This is a genomic window from Bradyrhizobium sp. OAE829 (assembly GCF_040546575.1).
Classification (GTDB): Bacteria; Pseudomonadota; Alphaproteobacteria; order Rhizobiales; family Xanthobacteraceae; genus Bradyrhizobium.
Genome location: NZ_JBEPOE010000001.1, coordinates 6,204,446 through 6,221,383 on the forward strand (window position 1 = coordinate 6,204,446; position 16,938 = coordinate 6,221,383).

The 16,938-nt window shown below is 57.9% G+C and carries 17 protein-coding genes and 1 pseudogene; 11 read left to right on the forward strand and 7 right to left on the reverse strand.

Annotation, left to right across the window (positions count from 1 at the left end):
* Positions 1-77 precede the first annotated feature (77 nt).
* The 4 genes from ABIE49_RS29880 to ABIE49_RS29895 all read right to left on the reverse strand — a co-directional run bounded on the left by ABIE49_RS29880 (position 78) and on the right by ABIE49_RS29895 (position 2,398).
* Complete coding sequence (locus tag ABIE49_RS29880) at positions 78-689, reverse strand: hypothetical protein (protein ID WP_192738449.1); 612 nt, start codon at positions 687-689, stop codon at positions 78-80.
* 11 nt (positions 690-700) lie between these two features.
* Positions 701-1,015, reverse strand: a complete 315-nt coding sequence (locus ABIE49_RS29885; RefSeq protein ID WP_192738450.1) for a PepSY domain-containing protein — start codon at positions 1,013-1,015, stop codon at positions 701-703.
* Between the two features lie 280 nt (positions 1,016-1,295).
* A complete protein-coding gene (locus ABIE49_RS29890; RefSeq protein WP_192738451.1) occupies positions 1,296-1,490 on the reverse strand; it encodes a hypothetical protein in 195 nt (64 codons plus the stop codon).
* 584 nt (positions 1,491-2,074) lie between these two features.
* Positions 2,075-2,398, reverse strand: a complete 324-nt coding sequence (locus tag ABIE49_RS29895) for a hypothetical protein (RefSeq protein WP_192738452.1) — start codon at positions 2,396-2,398, stop codon at positions 2,075-2,077.
* Positions 2,399-2,860: 462 nt separating this feature from the next.
* Here ABIE49_RS29895 and ABIE49_RS29900 point away from each other — a divergent pair, with 462 nt between their 5' ends.
* The 9 genes from ABIE49_RS29900 (at position 2,861) to ABIE49_RS29940 (ending at position 11,505) form a co-directional block, all read left to right on the forward strand.
* Positions 2,861-3,205, forward strand: a complete 345-nt coding sequence (locus ABIE49_RS29900) for a hypothetical protein (RefSeq protein ID WP_192738453.1) — start codon at positions 2,861-2,863, stop codon at positions 3,203-3,205.
* Positions 3,206-3,715: 510 nt separating this feature from the next.
* On the forward strand, positions 3,716-4,174 hold the full coding sequence (locus ABIE49_RS29905) for an Hsp20 family protein (RefSeq protein ID WP_192738454.1): 459 nt from the start codon (positions 3,716-3,718) through the stop codon (positions 4,172-4,174).
* A gap of 152 nt (positions 4,175-4,326) precedes the next feature.
* A complete protein-coding gene (gene rpoH, locus ABIE49_RS29910; protein WP_192738455.1) occupies positions 4,327-5,253 on the forward strand; it encodes an RNA polymerase sigma factor RpoH in 927 nt (308 codons plus the stop codon).
* 197 nt (positions 5,254-5,450) lie between these two features.
* Complete coding sequence (hspB, locus tag ABIE49_RS29915; protein WP_192738601.1) at positions 5,451-5,912, forward strand: small heat shock protein HspB; 462 nt, start codon at positions 5,451-5,453, stop codon at positions 5,910-5,912.
* Between the two features lie 83 nt (positions 5,913-5,995).
* On the forward strand, positions 5,996-6,496 hold the full coding sequence (locus tag ABIE49_RS29920; RefSeq protein WP_192738456.1) for an Hsp20/alpha crystallin family protein: 501 nt from the start codon (positions 5,996-5,998) through the stop codon (positions 6,494-6,496).
* A 387-nt stretch (positions 6,497-6,883) separates the two neighbouring features.
* Positions 6,884-7,369: a transcription elongation factor GreA gene (greA, locus tag ABIE49_RS29925; protein ID WP_192738602.1), complete on the forward strand. Its 486-nt coding sequence runs from the start codon at positions 6,884-6,886 to the stop codon at positions 7,367-7,369.
* 549 nt (positions 7,370-7,918) lie between these two features.
* Entirely contained in the window at positions 7,919-8,344 is a 426-nt protein-coding gene (locus ABIE49_RS29930; protein WP_192738457.1) for a hypothetical protein, read from the forward strand.
* A 240-nt stretch (positions 8,345-8,584) separates the two neighbouring features.
* Positions 8,585-9,670 carry a YihY/virulence factor BrkB family protein gene (locus ABIE49_RS29935; protein WP_192738603.1) on the forward strand — a complete coding sequence of 362 codons (1,086 nt, stop codon included), beginning with the start codon at positions 8,585-8,587 and terminating at the stop codon, positions 9,668-9,670.
* A 656-nt stretch (positions 9,671-10,326) separates the two neighbouring features.
* Positions 10,327-11,505, forward strand: a complete 1,179-nt coding sequence (locus tag ABIE49_RS29940) for a sensor histidine kinase (protein ID WP_192738458.1) — start codon at positions 10,327-10,329, stop codon at positions 11,503-11,505.
* Positions 11,506-11,622: 117 nt separating this feature from the next.
* Here the strand turns inward: ABIE49_RS29940 and ABIE49_RS29945 are convergent, their stop codons facing one another.
* Both ABIE49_RS29945 and ABIE49_RS29950 read right to left on the reverse strand, forming a co-directional pair.
* A complete protein-coding gene (locus tag ABIE49_RS29945) occupies positions 11,623-12,162 on the reverse strand; it encodes a phasin family protein (RefSeq protein WP_354067063.1) in 540 nt (179 codons plus the stop codon).
* Positions 12,163-12,483: 321 nt separating this feature from the next.
* Positions 12,484-13,149, reverse strand: coding sequence for an HAD family hydrolase (locus ABIE49_RS29950; RefSeq protein ID WP_192738459.1), 666 nt, complete (start codon positions 13,147-13,149; stop codon positions 12,484-12,486).
* Positions 13,150-13,265: 116 nt separating this feature from the next.
* Here ABIE49_RS29950 and ABIE49_RS29955 point away from each other — a divergent pair, with 116 nt between their 5' ends.
* Positions 13,266-13,931, forward strand: coding sequence for a DUF6328 family protein (locus ABIE49_RS29955; RefSeq protein WP_354067064.1), 666 nt, complete (start codon positions 13,266-13,268; stop codon positions 13,929-13,931).
* Positions 13,932-14,506: 575 nt separating this feature from the next.
* Positions 14,507-14,646, forward strand: a pseudogene (locus ABIE49_RS40115) (response regulator); the annotation flags it as partial.
* A gap of 187 nt (positions 14,647-14,833) precedes the next feature.
* Here ABIE49_RS40115 and ABIE49_RS29960 read toward each other — a convergent pair.
* Positions 14,834-15,541, reverse strand: a complete 708-nt coding sequence (locus tag ABIE49_RS29960; protein ID WP_192738462.1) for a Crp/Fnr family transcriptional regulator — start codon at positions 15,539-15,541, stop codon at positions 14,834-14,836.
* Positions 15,542-16,938: the final 1,397 nt, after the last annotated feature.

Genomic DNA, 16,938 nt, shown 5'->3' on the forward strand with positions numbered 1-16,938 from the left:
GGCTGCTCCCTCCATGGGCCTGTGGCCGTCTGCCCGAGGGCACCCGAATTAAAAGGCCCGCCGAGGCGGGCCTTAGTTTAGAGGTTGCGATAAAGTTCGCGTTCTCGCCGTATCTCGTCGGCCCCATAGGGCGGTGCAGCAGGATCGAACGATTGCCATCCGCTCTTTTGCCAACCCGCAGTTCGGTCCCGAAGGTTCACTGCTGACTCGTTCAGCAAACCATCGAGCCGGGCACGATCCGCGTCCGCAACCCTCGCGGAAACAAGCGTTCCGCCTCGTCGGACGCCCTCGGCATAGGCGTCAGCGTCTTCTTTGGATATGCCAGCCTCGGTCAATGCGCCCACGATTCCGCCAGTAGCCGCACCGGCGGCCGCACCTACGGCCGTCGATGCAAGCCATCCCGCGGCGACGACCGGTCCAAGGCCGGGAATAGCCAAAAGTCCTAAACCAGCGAGCAGGCCTGCTGCACCTCCCAATCCGGCACCGATGCCAGCGCCTTTGCCGGCACTCTCGGCGCGATCGTCCACGCCATCTCGGTCGCGATCTTTCCTATCGCCGCCGAACCAATTGTCCGAATTGTTTGCGACGATGCTGATGTCGGAATGTGCCACGCCAGCCGACTCAAGGCGAGCCACGGCCCTCTCAGCATCCGCGTAACTGTCATATAAACGCGAAATCGTAACGGTCATCTCGGTGTCCTTTACTTAATTGGATTTACATTGCCCTGGAAATCGAGGCTGACGTCGGTCGGCGCGCCGCCTTTACTCGCCTTAGCCCGCCAAACGCCATTGTCGTCTTTCGTGAGGTCGCTGACGTTGCTGTATCCAGCTTCTTCAATTTTTGATTTTGCCTGGCCCTCGGTAAAGCTATTCCGGCCGGCGACAGGAGCGTTGGAGTTGTTCTGACCCGAACTGTTGACGGCATTGTTGTTCGGCCCAGATTGAGCTGGCGGGTTCTGCGCATAAGCTGCGCTCACAGCCATCAGTATGCCAAACGCGAGTATCGATCGTTTCATTGGGTTCTCCTCTTTCAATGTCCCTCCGATAAACTGCGCTCAAAACGCTAAGTTCCTCGTGCGCGGCGCCGATCCGAGCGAAAACTCAATCATGCAGTTTCATGGGGCTAGTTCAATTTGCGGTCGAAACAGGCCAATACCCCGCGCCCGCCGAACGACGGTCGAGTTGATGCTCCGCGCCGAAGCGCAGAACGTTGCTTTCCGGGGGTACCCAGTTTTAGAAGTAAGAACCTCGCCGGCGGTCACCGTTCGAACTTGTACCGATCGTGGGTTGCTCGCTTCAAGGATAGTCAGCTTCCGATACAAGGGCGCGCTCTACGGCTTCAATCGCCGTTTGGAATTCCACAAACCGCGCCATTGTGGCTTCATAAGTGCCACGTTCATAGGGTTTGGAAAGAAGCTGGGCGCACAGCCTGCGCTCCTTCACCAACGTCGCCAGCGCGTTCACCAAGTCTTTCTTAGCAGACTCAGTCATTGCTCGCCTCGCCGGATAAAGATCGTCTTACTAGCTAGCCCTCAGTCCCCGCCGGCGGCGGCGCGTTAGACTGTCTCCGGACCCATAGCGTTTCCGCCGCCGCGTTTTTCGACCAACTTACCGGATCGATGATGTTACTATCGAGGCCGGCGGCGAGAGGGCTTCCGGTGCCTCCGGTCTTGCCGCGAGGTAAAGTTCGCTCGCCACAAGCATGACTGCAGTGACCGCCAACGCAAACATGCTTAGAAAAGTCGTACGGTCATCCACATCGTATGTCGAAATATTTACGGCGACAGCCATCGCCTTTGGCTATCCGCGCGAGCGCTCGTGATGGAATAACAGCGGGTCCGAAACCTTTGGCTAGCCGCGACAGGCGCCGTTGTGAACGGCGGGCGACGGCTGCGGTGCAGAAACTACGCCAAAAGCATTTCGTTCCCGGCCCTTTAGCATTCTACCGAAGGAGTTGCACGACTGACGATTGCTTTGCATTTAATGTATCAATCAAGCTTCGGTGGTTTGCTTTAGCATTGATCGAATATCTCACCTCCTCTCTTGGTCGCTCTCACCATACCGATGCGGGTCGATCAAGCTGCCATCACGACCCGTTCGGTCGACTTCAGCCTGGCCGGCTTGCCGCCGGGTGGCGTTCGCGGCGAATGATCTAGACTGGAAAGGGCTTCCAGGACGTCATCGATCGACACTACGTTCTTTGTGCCAGGCATCTCCCGCAAGCTCGGGCACGAGGTCACCGCAGCAGCATCGGAAGCCCAGGATGCCAGGATCGCCCGTTTCTCGGCTCTTGAAAGCGTTGCGTCGGCCAGGACATCCTGAGGATGATTGAAGACTTTGCCGGGATGCAGAATGGCGTTCAGGTCATAGATATTCTCGTCGAAATGTCGGTCCGTCATGTCCTTCCTCCAACTCCTTTCGTTTCGAGGACAAAAATCCACTTAGAAAAAGGCCGACGATATTCAAGGCTGGCTAAATAATTATTTCTTTGGTTCGAGGCTGGCGCTCACAAAGGGTTCTTTGCCATCTTATTCGCCATGTGTTTTGCGCAGGCTCCCTGCCGTCTGAAAAATTTTCGCCTGCCCTCTTGAACCTGATTTTCGGCGCTCCCAAGTCGTTTCCGCCCGGGGGGCCGTTCTGACATCGCTGTAGGTGGACGTTCGTGGGAGCCTGGCTTTAGAGGCCGGGCTCCCACCAATCGAACGAAGAAAGGATATATCGAAGAACGAAGGAGCCTGAGATGAGCCCACAAGTTCAGGGAAGGCTGCGTAAGGCCAGGTCGGTTGTTCTGGATTGGCTCATGTTCGCGATGAGCTTCGGGACGATTGCCTGGATCAGTTTTCGACCGATTGGAGGATGAGATGATCAGTGATCAAACCATTGTCTCCGCTCGTGCGGAGAAACAAAAGGCTCTCGGAAGTCGCGTGTTCCGGAGGATTTGCACGGCATCGATGGCAGCGGTTTTGACCCTACCGTCGATGGCGGCTTGGGCGTTGGACGGCCCTCGCGAAACACCAAAGTCGCGGAACGCCTTCGAGACAATCGCGCTGCCGCCGATTCCATATTTGGATACGATGCCATGGTTTGAGTGGAATGCCGGTGTGAACACGTTGAAGGTCGACACCCTGCTTTCACCGATCCTGGACCCATCGGGAATCAAGCTCACGCCGGACGGCCGCGATAAGGGGAGGCCAGCGATCAGCTAGATTATTTCACACGGGGATGCGATCTCCTACCGATTGCGCGGATCGTATCCCCATCGTTTATTCGATCATGGCTGACGTACTGACCAACATCCGGTCCCCGTCCAAAACGCCCGTATTTGAGCTGGCCCCCAGCGTCCGTTCCTTCCTGACCGAGGGCCAGCGCAGAGTAATCGAGCATTGCAGGCGACTCCTCTAAGCTCAGGATCTCGCCACAGAACATCGCCAACGCCTCAACCGGCTGGTCGAACTGGCCGAAGTTGAATTGCAGCGTTTATAGGCCTGACGACCTAGCTCACTACGATACTGCCGCGGTCGTTAACGGATGCAGCGGCGCGCCGCGGTAGGCCTCGAACAAAAATTCGCGAAATTCCACTTGAAACCAAAAGGCGATTTGCTAGTTTTTTGCTTGCCGCGATAAACGGTCCGGGTGCCCTCGGGGCCCGGCGGAGACGGGCGCCGGAGGTGTCCGACGCCTGCTCGTACCCATCTTGCTCCTTGGAGGATTTGGCTATGAGGACTTACGGGATCAGCCCCTTGTGGCGATCAACTATAGGATTCGACCGCTTATTGGACTTGGTCGACGCGGCCAGGTACGCCGCTGGCAGTGACAATTACCCACCCTGCAACGTGGAACGCTTATCCGACGGCCGGTATCGGATTTCACTAGCGCTGGCCGGTCTCTCCCCTGATGACATCGCGATAACGGCCGGGCAGAACGTGCTCACCGTCGAAGGTCGCGAGGCCGATAACGGGCAGCATAAACTGCTCTATCGGGGCATCTCATCGCGGCCGTTCAAGCGGCAATTCGTTCTGGCCGCCCACGTCCGCGTCGAGGGAGCACGGCTCGAAAACGGCTTGCTGCAGGTCGAGTTGATTCGAGAGATCCCGGACGCCATAAAGCCTCGCCGGGTCCCGATCAACAATCTGTCCGCATCCGACGTCCACCAGATCGAGCGCGAAGCGGCTTGAAGGCTGGTTGTTCGATGGGCTTCGCAGAGCCGCGCAGCTTACAGGCCGCCGCACCTGTGCGGCGTGTCCACGCGCCCGCTCCCGCGATCAATACAGAACGAGCCGTTCGCATTTTGAAGTGATTCTCATTCCCAACTTCAATGGGGGTTTACATGTTTAACGTTGCCGCTCTACCTGCTCCGTCTGTCGACGCCGGGCTATCGAAATATCTCGTCGAGATACGCAAGTTTCCCATGCTCAAGCCCGAGCAAGAGCTTGCCTACGCAAGGCGCTGGCGCGAGCATCGGGATCGTGACGCAGCGTACCATCTTGTCACTAGTCATCTCAGGTTAGTCGCCAAGATAGCGATGCGCTATCGCGGCTACGGCCTCCCGATCGCGGAAATCGTCTCCGAAGGCAATATCGGCTTGATGCAGGCCGTGAAGCGGTTTGAACCGGACCGGGGCGTCCGCCTTGCCACCTATGCCATGTGGTGGATCAGGGCCACCATCCAGGAGTACATCCTGCGGTCCTGGTCGCTGGTCAAGATCGCCGCCAGCGCTAGCCAGAAGAAGCTTTTCTTCAAATTGCGGAGGGCCAAAAGCGCGATTTCCGCGTTGCAGGACGGAGATTTGCGTCCAGAGCAGGTCAGGCAAATCGCGGAGGGTCTCAAGGTGGCCGAGCGCGACGTTGTCACCATGGATCGGCGCCTGCGTGGAGACGTTTCTCTGAATGCGCCGATCCACGACGAGGATGAAACCGGACAAGCGTTGGACTGGCTTGTGGATCCCGCGCCGACCAGTGAAATCACCTTGGCCGAGGAGCAGGAGACCAAACATCGTCGGCAGGCCTTGGCTAATGCCCTCGCCAAGCTCAACCCTCGCGAACGCAATATCTTCACCGCCCGCTGGCTGAACGAGGAGGCGGCGACCCTTGAACAACTTGCCGCAGAATATGGAGTATCCCGCGAACGGGTCCGCCAGATCGAGCAACGAGCGTTTCAAAAGGTAAAGGCTGCGATCCTGAAAGCTCAGCATGAGGTCGACGGCCTACCCACTTGCCGCGCGAAGGAAATGAAGCAGCGGGAGGCGCGGCTCTAATCCTAGATCGGCGAATTCCGTTTCCTGACATCTTAGGAGAATGAACGTGACGGCCCACTTGAAATTCGATCGACTTTTTCTAATTTTTAGTCTGCCGCGATGAGCGGTCCGGGCGCCCTTCGGGGGCCCGGCGGAGACGGGCGCCGGAGGTGTCCGACGCCTGCTCGTACCCATCTTGCTCAATGGAGAATTTGGCTATGAGGACTAGCTACGATTTTGCTCCCCTTTGGCGGTCGACCGTCGGTTTTGATCGCCTGTTCGATCTCGTGGACGCCGCGCAACAGGCCGGCACGGAGGATAACTATCCCCCTTGCAACGTCGAGCGCCTGGGCGAAGACCGGTATCAGATCTCGCTGGCTGTGGCGGGCTTCTCAGCCGATGAAATTGCGATAACCGCAGAACAAAGCGTGCTGACGGTGGAAGGACGGAAATCGGAAAAGCAACAGCGCGAGTTCCTGTACCAGGGAATTTCATCGCGGCCATTCAAGCGGCAGTTCAATCTAGCGGACTATGTCCAGGTCAAGGGAGCCGCGTTCGACAACGGCTTGCTGCAAATCGAACTGGTGCGCGAGATCCCGGAGGCCATGAAGCCGCGCCGGATTTCGATCGACAGCTCGCCCGCGTCGAACGTCCGGCAGATCGACGGCAAGGCAGCCTGACCGCGAACACAACTTACATGAGCGAACCCACTTCCGCGGCGGATTTTGTCCGCGGCGGAAGTTGCTTGAGAGGAGAACATACCATGGGTATTAAAGATCTCATTCCCTGGAACAACGGCGGACGCGAAATCGGCACTCACCGTGGTGCCGAGGCGAATCCATTCTTCACGCTGCACCGCGAAATGAACCGCATGTTCGACGATGTGTTCCGCGGGTTCGATCTTGCGCCGTTCGGATCGCCCCGGGGACTGAGCGGGCTTGGCTGGCCTCAGATCGACATCGATGAGACGGACAAGGAGGTACGCATCACCGCCGAATTGCCTGGCCTCGACGAGAAGGACGTCAGCTTGCAAATCGCGAACGGCGTTCTTTCGATCTCCGGCGAGAAAAAATCGGAATCGGAGGACAAGGCGCGTCGGTTCAGCGAGCGGTACTACGGCCGGTTCGAACGGCGAATACCGCTGGAGGACGTCGATGAGGACAAAGTGTCGGCTGCGTTCAAGAACGGCGTCTTGACCATAACCGCGCCGAAATCCGCGGAAGCAAAGAACGTCCGCCGCATCGCGATCAATCGCAACGGCTGACAATTTCCAACGTTCGGGCGCTTAATCGTCCGGACGTGGAAATTCTCCAATAATTCACCGGCAAAAGTGTATCGACGCTTTGCATGGGCGGTGCTTCCTTGCGCGTTCGCCCTCAGGCGAACGCGGCACGTTGGTCGCGCTGACGCATGTTGAAAGCTTGGTTGGGATTTTGGACGTGCTGAAGGCCAAGGGAAAGCAGGAAAAGAAACGGTCCCCTTCGAGCGAAGCCAGAAGAGCATCTGATTACTCCAAGCCTAAGTGTGGCAGCCGACCTGCTGTGGTGCTTGGGCCCGGGTCAGCATGCCGGCGTAACAATCGCCCAACGTCCTTGTGGAAAGCTGACGGCACTGGAGGTGGGTTCCGATGAATCGCGATATCGATCAGCCAATTGAGAAACTGCCCATGACAAGTGAAGGCTTCGCAACTCATAGAGACGAACTTGGGCACCGTCTTCAGGTCGAGCGTTCGCGCATCGTCGAACGCATCAGGGAAGCTATTGCGGACGATCCAAATCTGCCCGAAAACGCGGACTATCAAGCCGCTAAATCCGAGCAGGACGTCAATGACGCTCGCATTGCAGAACTCCAGAACAAGCTCGCGCGGGCCGAAGTGATCGAAGTTTCGGGGCTTTCCGGCAACACTGTCAAATTCGGCGCAAGAGTGAGCATTGTCGATGAGGACACCGGCGAACGACGGCGTTGGCAGATCGTCGGCGTGCCTGAAGCCGACGTAAGAAGGGGCAAAATTTCAGTCTCTGCGCCGCTTGCCCGTGCGCTAATTGGAAAATCCAAAAATACAACTGTGGAGGTTATTACGCCCGGTGGGGTCAAGGCTTACAAGATCACCGATGTGGACTGGTCCTCGAGTTCATGACGACTTCGCGCGCGATGAGGGCGATTGGATATATATAAGCTCATCCGGGAGGAGATGAAGCTCTTGAAGCCGCCGGGTAGTTGACCAGCACTTGAGGATGGCGCCAACGGAAAGTGCAGTGCCAGCTTACGCAGCTACGCTGAGCCGACCTGACCCTTCCCGCCAGCTTGCCGATGTTTCCCGTCGGTGAGAAGACGCTGCCGGGCGAAATCTGACCAACTCGCTTCCATAGTCCCCCGCTATCTGCTCTTAGCGTGACCGGTCGGCGTCGGTATTCATGGCGGCGGCGAACGCCGGGGTGCGAGCCATTTTGCCAGCAAAAATTGCCTATGCTGGCACACACTTCGGAACATCGGCTGTTCGGCCGCAGCAAGGGCGCAGTCGGCGCAACAATTTGTCGCCCCCCTGTCTGGTCACAGCACGACCCGTTGTCCGCTTGCTACCCGACCACAAACGCCCACATTTCTGTTGAGCGCGTGGTTCCTTGCCCATATGCCGTCTCCAATTCGCGTAGCTCCCAAGCGAAGAAGCGAAAAGGAACTGCGCCAGATGATGCTGGCGGCTGCTCGCCAGCACGTAGAATGCAACGATCTGGAAGACCTTTTCATATTCGGGCCCGCGCCGCGCCGGGATGCCAATTGGGGTTTCGGGATCGCGGGCAGGGAGAACAAAGTGTCCGTGGCTTGCTTTAAGCGCCTGGACCAGATTGCCAGAGACCTTCAGCAGAGATATGAATTGCATCCCGTCCAGGCTTGCCGGCGCGATATCGAAGCAAGGGTTTGGTCGTTGGTCCATGACCACCCGACACTCGCGGCGTCGCTGTCGCGCGAAGGCGGGCCATACGAAATCGCTACGTTCAAGCCGTTGAACGAGCGACCGAATTGGACAATGGAATGGGCCACCGACGATCAGTCCGCTAAGGCCGCATTCGATAGGATCGTCCGGTCCGTTCAGACGCAACTTGAACTCAAATAATGCTCGCGTTTCGGCACCATCGACCAGATGCCGCAGCATGGTGGGCGTTGGAACGTTCTGCCGAGACGGTCGTTGCTCGCCTGGTCGGGCTTCATGTCAGTGATGGCGGCCTGTGTATTCCCGCGAGCGGAATTCATGGCGATGGTTCCCAACAACGCGAGACACTCCGCAGGATCCGGTCGGGAAGAACGATCGACCCGGCTGGACAAGTGGACCGTCATCTCAGGGGCCGTTGTTCTAATGGCGGCAACCCTGACGGCAGTGCTGGCGCCCGAAGGACGCCGGCCTTTGCCAACCGAGGATGAAAGAAATCCTTTGCGAGAAAGGTCACGCGACACGGCGCCGCGGGAGGCCGCCACTGAGGTCCAGGATCAGAACGACCGCGGCCGGCTGGCGAGTTCGCCTTCCGAGATCCCGGCGCGTGGATGGAAGGACATTCTGCTGCGGGTCTATTCGAACATTTCCGAGCACCGTGTGTTGGCACTAGCCGCGGGCATGACCTACTACAGCCTGCTGGCGATCTTTCCCGCGATCGCGGCGCTGGTCGCAGTCTACGGTCTGTTTGCCGATCCGACGGCCATCACCAGGCATCTGGATCAGGTCTCCGGGATTTTGCCAGGAGGCGCGGTCGACGTCGCCCGGGACCAACTCACGCGGGTCGCATCGAAGGGCAGCGGGACGCTGGGGGCGACCTTCGTCATCGGGCTTGTGGTTTCACTTTGGAGTGCCAACGCCGCAATGAAGTCGCTGTTTGACACGTTGAACATCGTTTACGGCGAGACGGAGAAGCGTGGATTCCTGAAATTGAACGTCGTCTCGCTGTCCTTCACATTCGCCGGAATCGTCTTCGTGCTCACGGCCCTGGGCGCGGTCGTGGTCATCCCGGTCGTCCTCAACTTTATCGGCCTGTCGAACTTCGCCGACCTGATGCTGCGCCTCGCGCGCTGGCCCGCGATGTTCATCGCGGTCGCGTTGGCGCTCGCGCTCATCTACCGCTACGGGCCCAGCCGCGAGGCGCCGCAATGGCGCTGGATCACCTGGGGCAGTGCCGCGGCCGCGGTGTTCTGGCTTGTGGGGTCCGCGCTGTTTTCTTGGTATGCGGCGAGCTTTGGCAAGTTCAACGAAACCTACGGCTCCCTCGGGGCCGTGATTGGCTTCATGACCTGGCTCTGGATCTCGGCCATCGTCATTCTGCTGGGCGCCGAACTCGATGCCGAGATGGAGCATCAGACCGCTCGCGACACCACGACCGGCTCAAGCAAACCGATGGGAACGCGTGGCGCCAGAATGGCCGATACCGTCGGATCCGCGCATAGCATGATTTAACTTTCCAAAACTCCTTGCCCGCAGAGCGCGCGCGAGATCTTGCTTTTACCTTTGAGAGGATTCGACAATGGGGCCCACGAATAAGCCCACAGGCGGTGCCGTCTGAAAAAGGAGGCAGATTCGCACCTAGACGATGGGCGAAATGACAAGAGCACCGGGGATCCTGCACTGTCACACCGACGGCGGACGGAAGGTGTACTAAATGCGGTGAGTTTGGCGCAACTTCAGCTGCATGTGAAGATCGCCGGCGAGGGCTGGCACGGGCGGCCTTGACATGCCCGTACTGAGCCAAGCCTAAGTTCGAGTGGTTTGGGAGTCTGGCCGATTGAACAAATGTCGGCTGGCGCACTTGTGAATCGGGGTCGCCGGAAGTCGATGAAAATGACCGGCGACCCCTGAGCCGACCACTTCCAATTGCCCCCAGCATAAAGGGGACGATGATCGGCCTCCGCCTTTAATTTCGAAGGACTAGTCCAAGTTCCAAAGGCCGCCTCAATTGGCGGCCTCCCTACGGACAGAGGGTGACAGGGGGCGCCAATCCACGGCACTCCCGATGTCTGCAAATGACGCGGCGCGCGTCTATATTATACCTTTCGGCACAACAACGGCGATCAACGATCGTTGGCACTTTTAGCGGAACGGAATGTTAAAACCTGATGGAAGAACGTCCAAGCGAGGTAACTGAAGACTGTGTGCTGGATAAGCTCCGGCGTCATATTCGCATTCTGGTCGATCTTGGACGACTGGCGGGTGAGAACGCCGATTTAAATCGCTTCCTAGATCAGACCGTGGTCCAGATTGCCCGGGCCGTGGAGATCCATCATGTAAAGGTGCTGCAATATCGTCCGAGTACGTCAGATCTCCTTCTCGTCGCCGGTGTCGGATGGAAAGAAGGCGCTGTGCGTTCTTCCACCTTCATCATCGATCTGCGTTCTGCGCCGGGGCGGGCATTTCAGACGGCCGAGCCGGTCACCATCAGGGATTTCCGCGAGCAAGACGAGTACATTGCGTCGGACTTCCTGAAGGAACACGGAATCGTCTCGGTAACGAACGTGCCGGTACTGATTGATGGCGCGGCTTGGGGTGTGTTGGAGGTCGACAGTACTACGCCAAGGGACTTCACGGAGGACACGACGGATTTCCTGACCGCGGCCGCAGCTCTCATCGCAACGGTGCTCGGCCGCAATGGACGCCCGGATCGGCCGGATGAAGAGGCACGCTTGATGGCCGCCGCCGCCGAGGCTCAAAAGCGCGAGATTTTGCTTCGTGAAATGCAACATCGCGTAAAAAATAACTTCCAGCTCGTTTTGTCCTCTATTTCAATTCAGAAACGTCGATACTCCGAAGCGGTGGCTCACCGCGCGCTGGATCACGTCGCGAGCCGCATCCACGCGATCTCTCTTGCACACGATCAGCTCTCATTTCGAAACGAAGGTCAAACCGTCAAACTGTCCTGCTATGTTCGCGCCCTTTGCAGCGCGATCCGTCAGCAGGTCGAAGAAGTCGAGGTGGACGTCGAATGCGACGAACTCGAATTGAGCATTGAGCGCGCGTTGCCGGTTGGCCTCATCCTGAATGAGGCAGCGATGAACAGTATCAAGCATGCATTCGGCCCGGAGGGCGGAAGAATACGGGTGCGTCTGATAGGAGGGATCGGCTATGGTGAGGCCCGTTTGACGATATCCGACAACGGCCGCGGCGTCCAGAATCCGAACGAACAGGGTTCGGGCCTCAAATTGATTGCCTCGCTTGCAAGACAGATCGGCGGCGCAATCAATCAGGAAAGCAGTGACAGGGGGACGACAACCTCGCTCACCTTTCCATTGATGGCGTGATTTTCAGCAACGCGGACAAACACAAACGATCCGGCCACAGATCAGAAGGCGTAGTCGGCCCCGAGGAGTCGAGGCGGTGCGAGCGGCTGACGCAGCCGCTCTTCAAGTTAGGGCGGGTTAGGCGGCGCGCCGGGTCTCTTCCATGCTTCGTTTGATCTGCTTTTCGGTCTCATCGGCCATTTTGAGCGACATGTCGGCTATCCGACGGCCACTTTCCAGAGCAGTTTCGACGGTCTCACGCACCATGTCGGTTTGTACGACTGCAAAGTCCTGAGGAGTTCGACAGGTCCCCAACTGGCTCATGCGATCCATGTTGTTCACGACTTGATGCCGAACCATGTGAAAGTACTCGCGTGACACCACATCCATCGCTTTGACAGCGGCGGTGACCACGTAGAGCAGGGTTTGCGCGTTGCGGGTGGACCGTTCCGTTGCCTCTTCCGCGCCTTCTCCTGATAAGCCGAGCGTACGACCAAATTGCTCGGTGGACCGTCCCATGACCGAGGTCGCAGCTTCCAAGCTGAAGCGCCATGCATTTTGTAACGTCGTGACGTTTTGCTTGAGCAGCTCTGCACTTGCTCGAGCCACTTGCTCGCGGGTATCAACCGCAACTTGTCCGATACGCGCTGTCTGATCGGCGGCTGCTTGAAGGCGCAAACTGACGGATTCTACGACGACTTCGGCATTACAAGATCGCCAAGCGCTGATCGCGATCGGTCGAGTAGCGTCAGCCCGGCTTCGGTCGCCAGCGAGGTAGCGTAGACAGCAGAGTTGGGAGGCTGGGAATTCACACCGGCGGCCGCCGTTGGAAAACCAAAATTAACCTTTTAGAATGGCGACCAATAAGAACGACAGGCGACAACGCCGAACATCCTCGGACTATAGCACCGTCGGCGGTGAGGGACCTCGTCGCATTGGTAGACGTCGGGTTGCTCGTCTTCCATACTGCCAGAGCAGCGTGGTAGTAGAAGGGGAACGTCAAGGGTTAGGACGCGGGTTGGCCGTTACCAGACTGGGCAGAAGTGCACGCAACTCCTCCTGCACGGCAAAGCAGCCAGCTTCCAAAAGTGCTTCGGAGGAAAATCCACCTGTAAGCACCCCTGCGGCAGACGCTCCCGCTTCAAGGGCGGCTTCGGCATCGTATGGCGTATCGCCCACCATGACGGCTCGCGATCCTGTGAGTCCAAGTTTTCTGAGGGCCAAACCGATGAGGCGGGGATCGGGTTTGCCATGTTCCACGTCGTCGCCGCACGCCTTTGCGGTGATGAACTCGTCAACGTCAAGTAAAGAGAGATAGTGCTTCAGTTCGGGTCCTTTGCAATCCGTCGCAAGCGCGATCCGGCCGCCCTGCCGGACGAGCGACTGAAACACGTCGCGGATACCCTCGAAAGAATGTACGTCGTTCAGATACTTCTCTCGATATATCTTTCCCTGCATCGCGAGAATGTCCTTCCTCACCGCCTCTGCGGCGTCAGGCACAACTAGTTGGAGCGTTTGATCGCCGTCTAGGCCAGAGTAAAGTTGAAGCGTATTGTATGGTACCGGCGGACCGTAGCGCTCGATCGCTTCCTGCAGGCTCTTCAAGGTTTGCGGAACGCAATCGACCAGAGTGCCTTCCACGTCGAAAATGAAACCTGAAAACATCACTGACCCCGGTGTGGGCTGGAATATTGCTTCAATTCCGGCCTAGGGAAGGGGTTCCTAATCCAACCGGGGGCACTGCTGGGCGCGAAGGAACCGGAGCCCAATCCTTTGGTTGATTGTCGACGTCAGAAGAACTCGACAGTAAGCTTAAGACCGCTCTTGACGAGTCACGCCTCCTTATCCTGGGGGCGCAGGTCTTATTTGGCTTTGCGTTCCAGGCTGCATTTCAAGAGTTGTTCGTTGAGGTGGATACGGTCGGTCGGACTGCGCAGATTTTTGCACTTGCCCTCCTCAGTATTAGCGTCATGCTCTTGATAGTTCCTTCCCTCCACCACCAGATTGCCTGCCATGGCCGAACACTCCACAGTGCGCTTAACGTAGCGACGGCGTTTGCTGCATGGAGCCTGCTTCCTCTAACGTTGGGCCTGGGCACATCAGCATATGTCATCTTGGCACGCTTTGCAGGTAACCAGACGGGCATTATCTTTGCAGGTCTGTTGACTGCGACGGGGCTCGCACTGCTCTACGGGTTGGGCTTTTCACTTCGCAAGCAGCGAAAGGGCCTACCGCCCGAGACTGGGACCTCACTGAAAACGAAGATCGAGCAGCTTCTGACCGAAGCGCGAAGCGCTTGGCCCGCCGCCGGTTCGCTGACGTTCGACCGCTTCAAGATTGGTTTTGTGTGGAACATGCTGCTTTCTGTTGTGTTTTTAAGCCGCGCAATGTGCGGCTTGCAGCGCAAGGACCAGTGCGCTGCGGGGCCGGTCTTAGAAAATCTTTAACCAATACGCGTTTGGATCGATGGGTGTGGCAAGCATCAAGGAGACTGAAATGGCAAAGCGCTGGCGTACAGTCCGCAGCGATGATCGCTACGGGACCGGCTGGACACTAGGTGGCCTTGCATTATTGAGTGCCGTCCTATTCGTCACAAATTTCGGTTCTTAACCTGCCTCGCGGGGCGGTCTCCCGCGCGTGCAAAAGCGAAGAAGCCGACTCCAATGGCAGGCCTTGATTACCAGCACAAAGCAGGCGCCGCTCCGCCCAACGCAGGCGCCAGTGCGCCCATCGCGTCCGCGCCCAAAGGGAAGAAGTAGGACCAGAGAAGTTTTGCCTCTGCAAGGTCCCTTCGTTTGCCATGACGTGCTCGCTCATTGAGCAATGGACTTAGGCCCAACCCTAACCGGCGGGCTTGTACGGGGCCGGAACCCTAGCTCAAAGGGGGAGAAAACCCCGCTGGGTCGGCGGCCTGGTGCAGGCGTTGCGTCCCCCCGCGCCACTATCTTTGATGCACGGGATGACGGCTTCCCCCAGCGACCAAGATAGCTTGGATTGCTTGTTTTTCCCGATCCATGCCCGCGTCTATTTGACGGGTACTAACGGCGATGAATGGCCATCAAAGGGGGTTCCGAATAGCATCCTGCTCGCAAAGCCCTATGCTCTGGCGCAGCTCGTCACGCTGTTTCGCAGCTGCTAAACGCTGGCGGGCCGACCGTATAGACAGAATAGCTGTTGGTCGCTTGTGGGTGTCCGGCATCATTTGCGCTGTCTCCGCAGAGTCAGACGAATGGCGAGGGAAATGGTTCAAATCTCATTTGGGCGACCGCCGAACGGCCTTCGAGCGCGCAAGCGGTCGGGGCGTGTCGCAAAAGCCGCCCCCGCTGTTGTGCCGACCTGACCACAACACTTAATCATCACCTCTGTCGGGCTCAAAGACCCGACGATAGTGAGAACGCACGTCGGCATCACAATGACAGGCCCACTGCCGCGTCAGATCAAGGTCGAGAATGCGGATGCGGCCTCGCACGTAAGAAATCAAACCTGATTTCTGAAGTTCACTGGCTACGGTGGTGACGCTGGTCCGCCGCACACCCATCATCTGAGCAAGAAATTCCTGCGTTAGCGGAATGTCATTGCCAGCAAGATCGTGCATCCGAACCAGCCACTTGCACATGCGGGCCTGAACGGTGTGGATTGCGTTGCAAGCTGCGGTCTGTTGAACCTGAGCGAGAAAGAATTGTTCGTACTTTATCAGGAGCCCGCGAACCACCGGCAGCGTGTCCATGATTTCTCGCAACCGGTCAGATGAAATTACTGACGCCGAACCCGGGACCTGGATCACGACATGATTGAGGGAAAGCTTTTCATCGAGCGCCTGCATGGCCCCAAATTCCCCGTCCTTCCCGATCATCCCTGTCTCGATGGCGCCACCGCCAAGTGTCTCCACAACGGATGAGATAATTCCACTATGCGGGAAGTAGACTTTCTCGACGCGGCCATGGGTTTCGGCCAGAACATCGCCGTGGATGAGATCGATAATTGAAAGGTCGGGTGCCAAGCGGCTCAGAACGTCAGCCGGGAGCCTGCTGAGGAGAAAATTTTGAGGATGCTGCACGCGATCCACTCCACTGCCTACCAGGCGGGAGCGCAACACTCTCAGCTATCGGCGCCCAAAAGTTAGCCGATAATGCACGGACCCTACGCGCGGTACCTGACATAGCAAGCGGATTTTTATTACAAATAGGGTAATCGGATCTTACCGCAACGCGTGCGGGAGGACGTCGCGCATGCACAAACGCGTCCAGAACAATGGCAACCATGATCGCGGAGCTTGGCTCTTCGGTGCTGCTGCGACCGCGCCCAGCCGATCAAAAACCATGAATTTGTGCCCCTCGGATTGCACCCCATAAAAGAGGTGCTGGCCTGTTTCCGGCCACAGTGGCCTAATTTGAAATTCGCATTGGCCTAGTTTGATTTAACGAAGAGGGCCGAACGCGTTCGTTCATCTTTATGAACAGGCCCTCTAAGGCGGCGCACTTCTGCCGCGACCTGTGCCCCGTATGACTGCGGTATGTTCATGCACCCCTTTTGGAGGTACCCCGATTTAGATGGGTCGGTCTGTTCCCTATGGAACCCGGCGCACCCGCTACGGATTATGACAGTGGGACGAACGAGGGAACCGCGCCATGCTTCTCAAGGTGTCAGGGTGTTACGTCTGCGACGCAACGCGGCTTGTCTGTGAAGCTCACCCTGACCGCCCATGGTCAGGCAGATTCGCCTGCGGTTGCGGTGTTGCTGCCATGGCTTGCCCTACATGCAGCAGGTTCGTGCCACTGCCGCAACTCAACAAGGGAATTGAGGCAACGCGCAAACCTAGCTAGCCCGCCTCAGTTAGCGGCCCCTTTTTATCTATGGGCAAGATGGGCGCAGGAGCAGGATACAGAGCATTGCTGCGGCTCTTGCGTAAAAGTCCACTTCCGCCACCGGGCCCAAACAGATGATTGCCTGTTTTTCCCGAGCCAACAAGGCTGATGCCGGGGTACCCCCGGAGGGGCCGCCTCAGTTGGCGGCCCCTTTCATTTGGATTGTCCCGGCGTCTGCGGCCATGGCAGGCCTTACCGGTAGGAGCATCCTTGTAGATCATCTTGATGCTGGCCGCAGTATCGAGCCAAAGCTTGCGCTGCGCTTCCGGCCACTGCGTCCTTTAAGAGGCCCTGCACGAACGGATGAAGGTCCGCGGCTCATTGCCGTCGCTGCCGTCGTTTCGCTTCTTACCTTCGTCTGGGTTTGGCGATGACGACGTCGTCTCATCGCGCGCCGCGATGCCCGGCTTCACAAAGCGTCCAGTAGCCTGATCGATAAAGCCTGCATAGGTAGCGGACTTTACTAACGTCTGGCGAGCGCGCTCTTTTTTCGGCCAGTACCATGAAAGAGACGGCAACGAGGCAATACAATGGCTGTCTTGGAATCGCTGCTGATGGTTTAGGGTCGGTATGATGGAGGGCCTTCGTA

What these genes read in the sequence shown, in the direction of transcription:
- ABIE49_RS29900 (WP_192738453.1), top strand. Translation starts at nt 2,861, where the DNA reads ATGATCAGTGATCAAACCATTGTCTCCGCTCGTGCGGAGAAACAAAAG.
- hspB (WP_192738601.1), top strand. Translation starts at nt 5,451, where the DNA reads ATGAGGACTAGCTACGATTTTGCTCCCCTTTGGCGGTCGACCGTCGGT.
- ABIE49_RS29890 (WP_192738451.1), bottom strand. Translation starts at nt 1,490, where the DNA reads ATGACTGAGTCTGCTAAGAAAGACTTGGTGAACGCGCTGGCGACGTTG.
- ABIE49_RS29935 (WP_192738603.1), top strand. Translation starts at nt 8,585, where the DNA reads ATGGCGGCAACCCTGACGGCAGTGCTGGCGCCCGAAGGACGCCGGCCT.
- ABIE49_RS29905 (WP_192738454.1), top strand. Translation starts at nt 3,716, where the DNA reads ATGAGGACTTACGGGATCAGCCCCTTGTGGCGATCAACTATAGGATTC.
- ABIE49_RS29920 (WP_192738456.1), top strand. Translation starts at nt 5,996, where the DNA reads ATGGGTATTAAAGATCTCATTCCCTGGAACAACGGCGGACGCGAAATC.
- ABIE49_RS29880 (WP_192738449.1), bottom strand. Translation starts at nt 689, where the DNA reads ATGACCGTTACGATTTCGCGTTTATATGACAGTTACGCGGATGCTGAG.
- rpoH (WP_192738455.1), top strand. Translation starts at nt 4,327, where the DNA reads ATGTTTAACGTTGCCGCTCTACCTGCTCCGTCTGTCGACGCCGGGCTA.
- ABIE49_RS29940 (WP_192738458.1), top strand. Translation starts at nt 10,327, where the DNA reads ATGGAAGAACGTCCAAGCGAGGTAACTGAAGACTGTGTGCTGGATAAG.
- ABIE49_RS29930 (WP_192738457.1), top strand. Translation starts at nt 7,919, where the DNA reads ATGATGCTGGCGGCTGCTCGCCAGCACGTAGAATGCAACGATCTGGAA.
- ABIE49_RS29895 (WP_192738452.1), bottom strand. Translation starts at nt 2,398, where the DNA reads ATGACGGACCGACATTTCGACGAGAATATCTATGACCTGAACGCCATT.
- ABIE49_RS29885 (WP_192738450.1), bottom strand. Translation starts at nt 1,015, where the DNA reads ATGAAACGATCGATACTCGCGTTTGGCATACTGATGGCTGTGAGCGCA.
- ABIE49_RS29950 (WP_192738459.1), bottom strand. Translation starts at nt 13,149, where the DNA reads ATGTTTTCAGGTTTCATTTTCGACGTGGAAGGCACTCTGGTCGATTGC.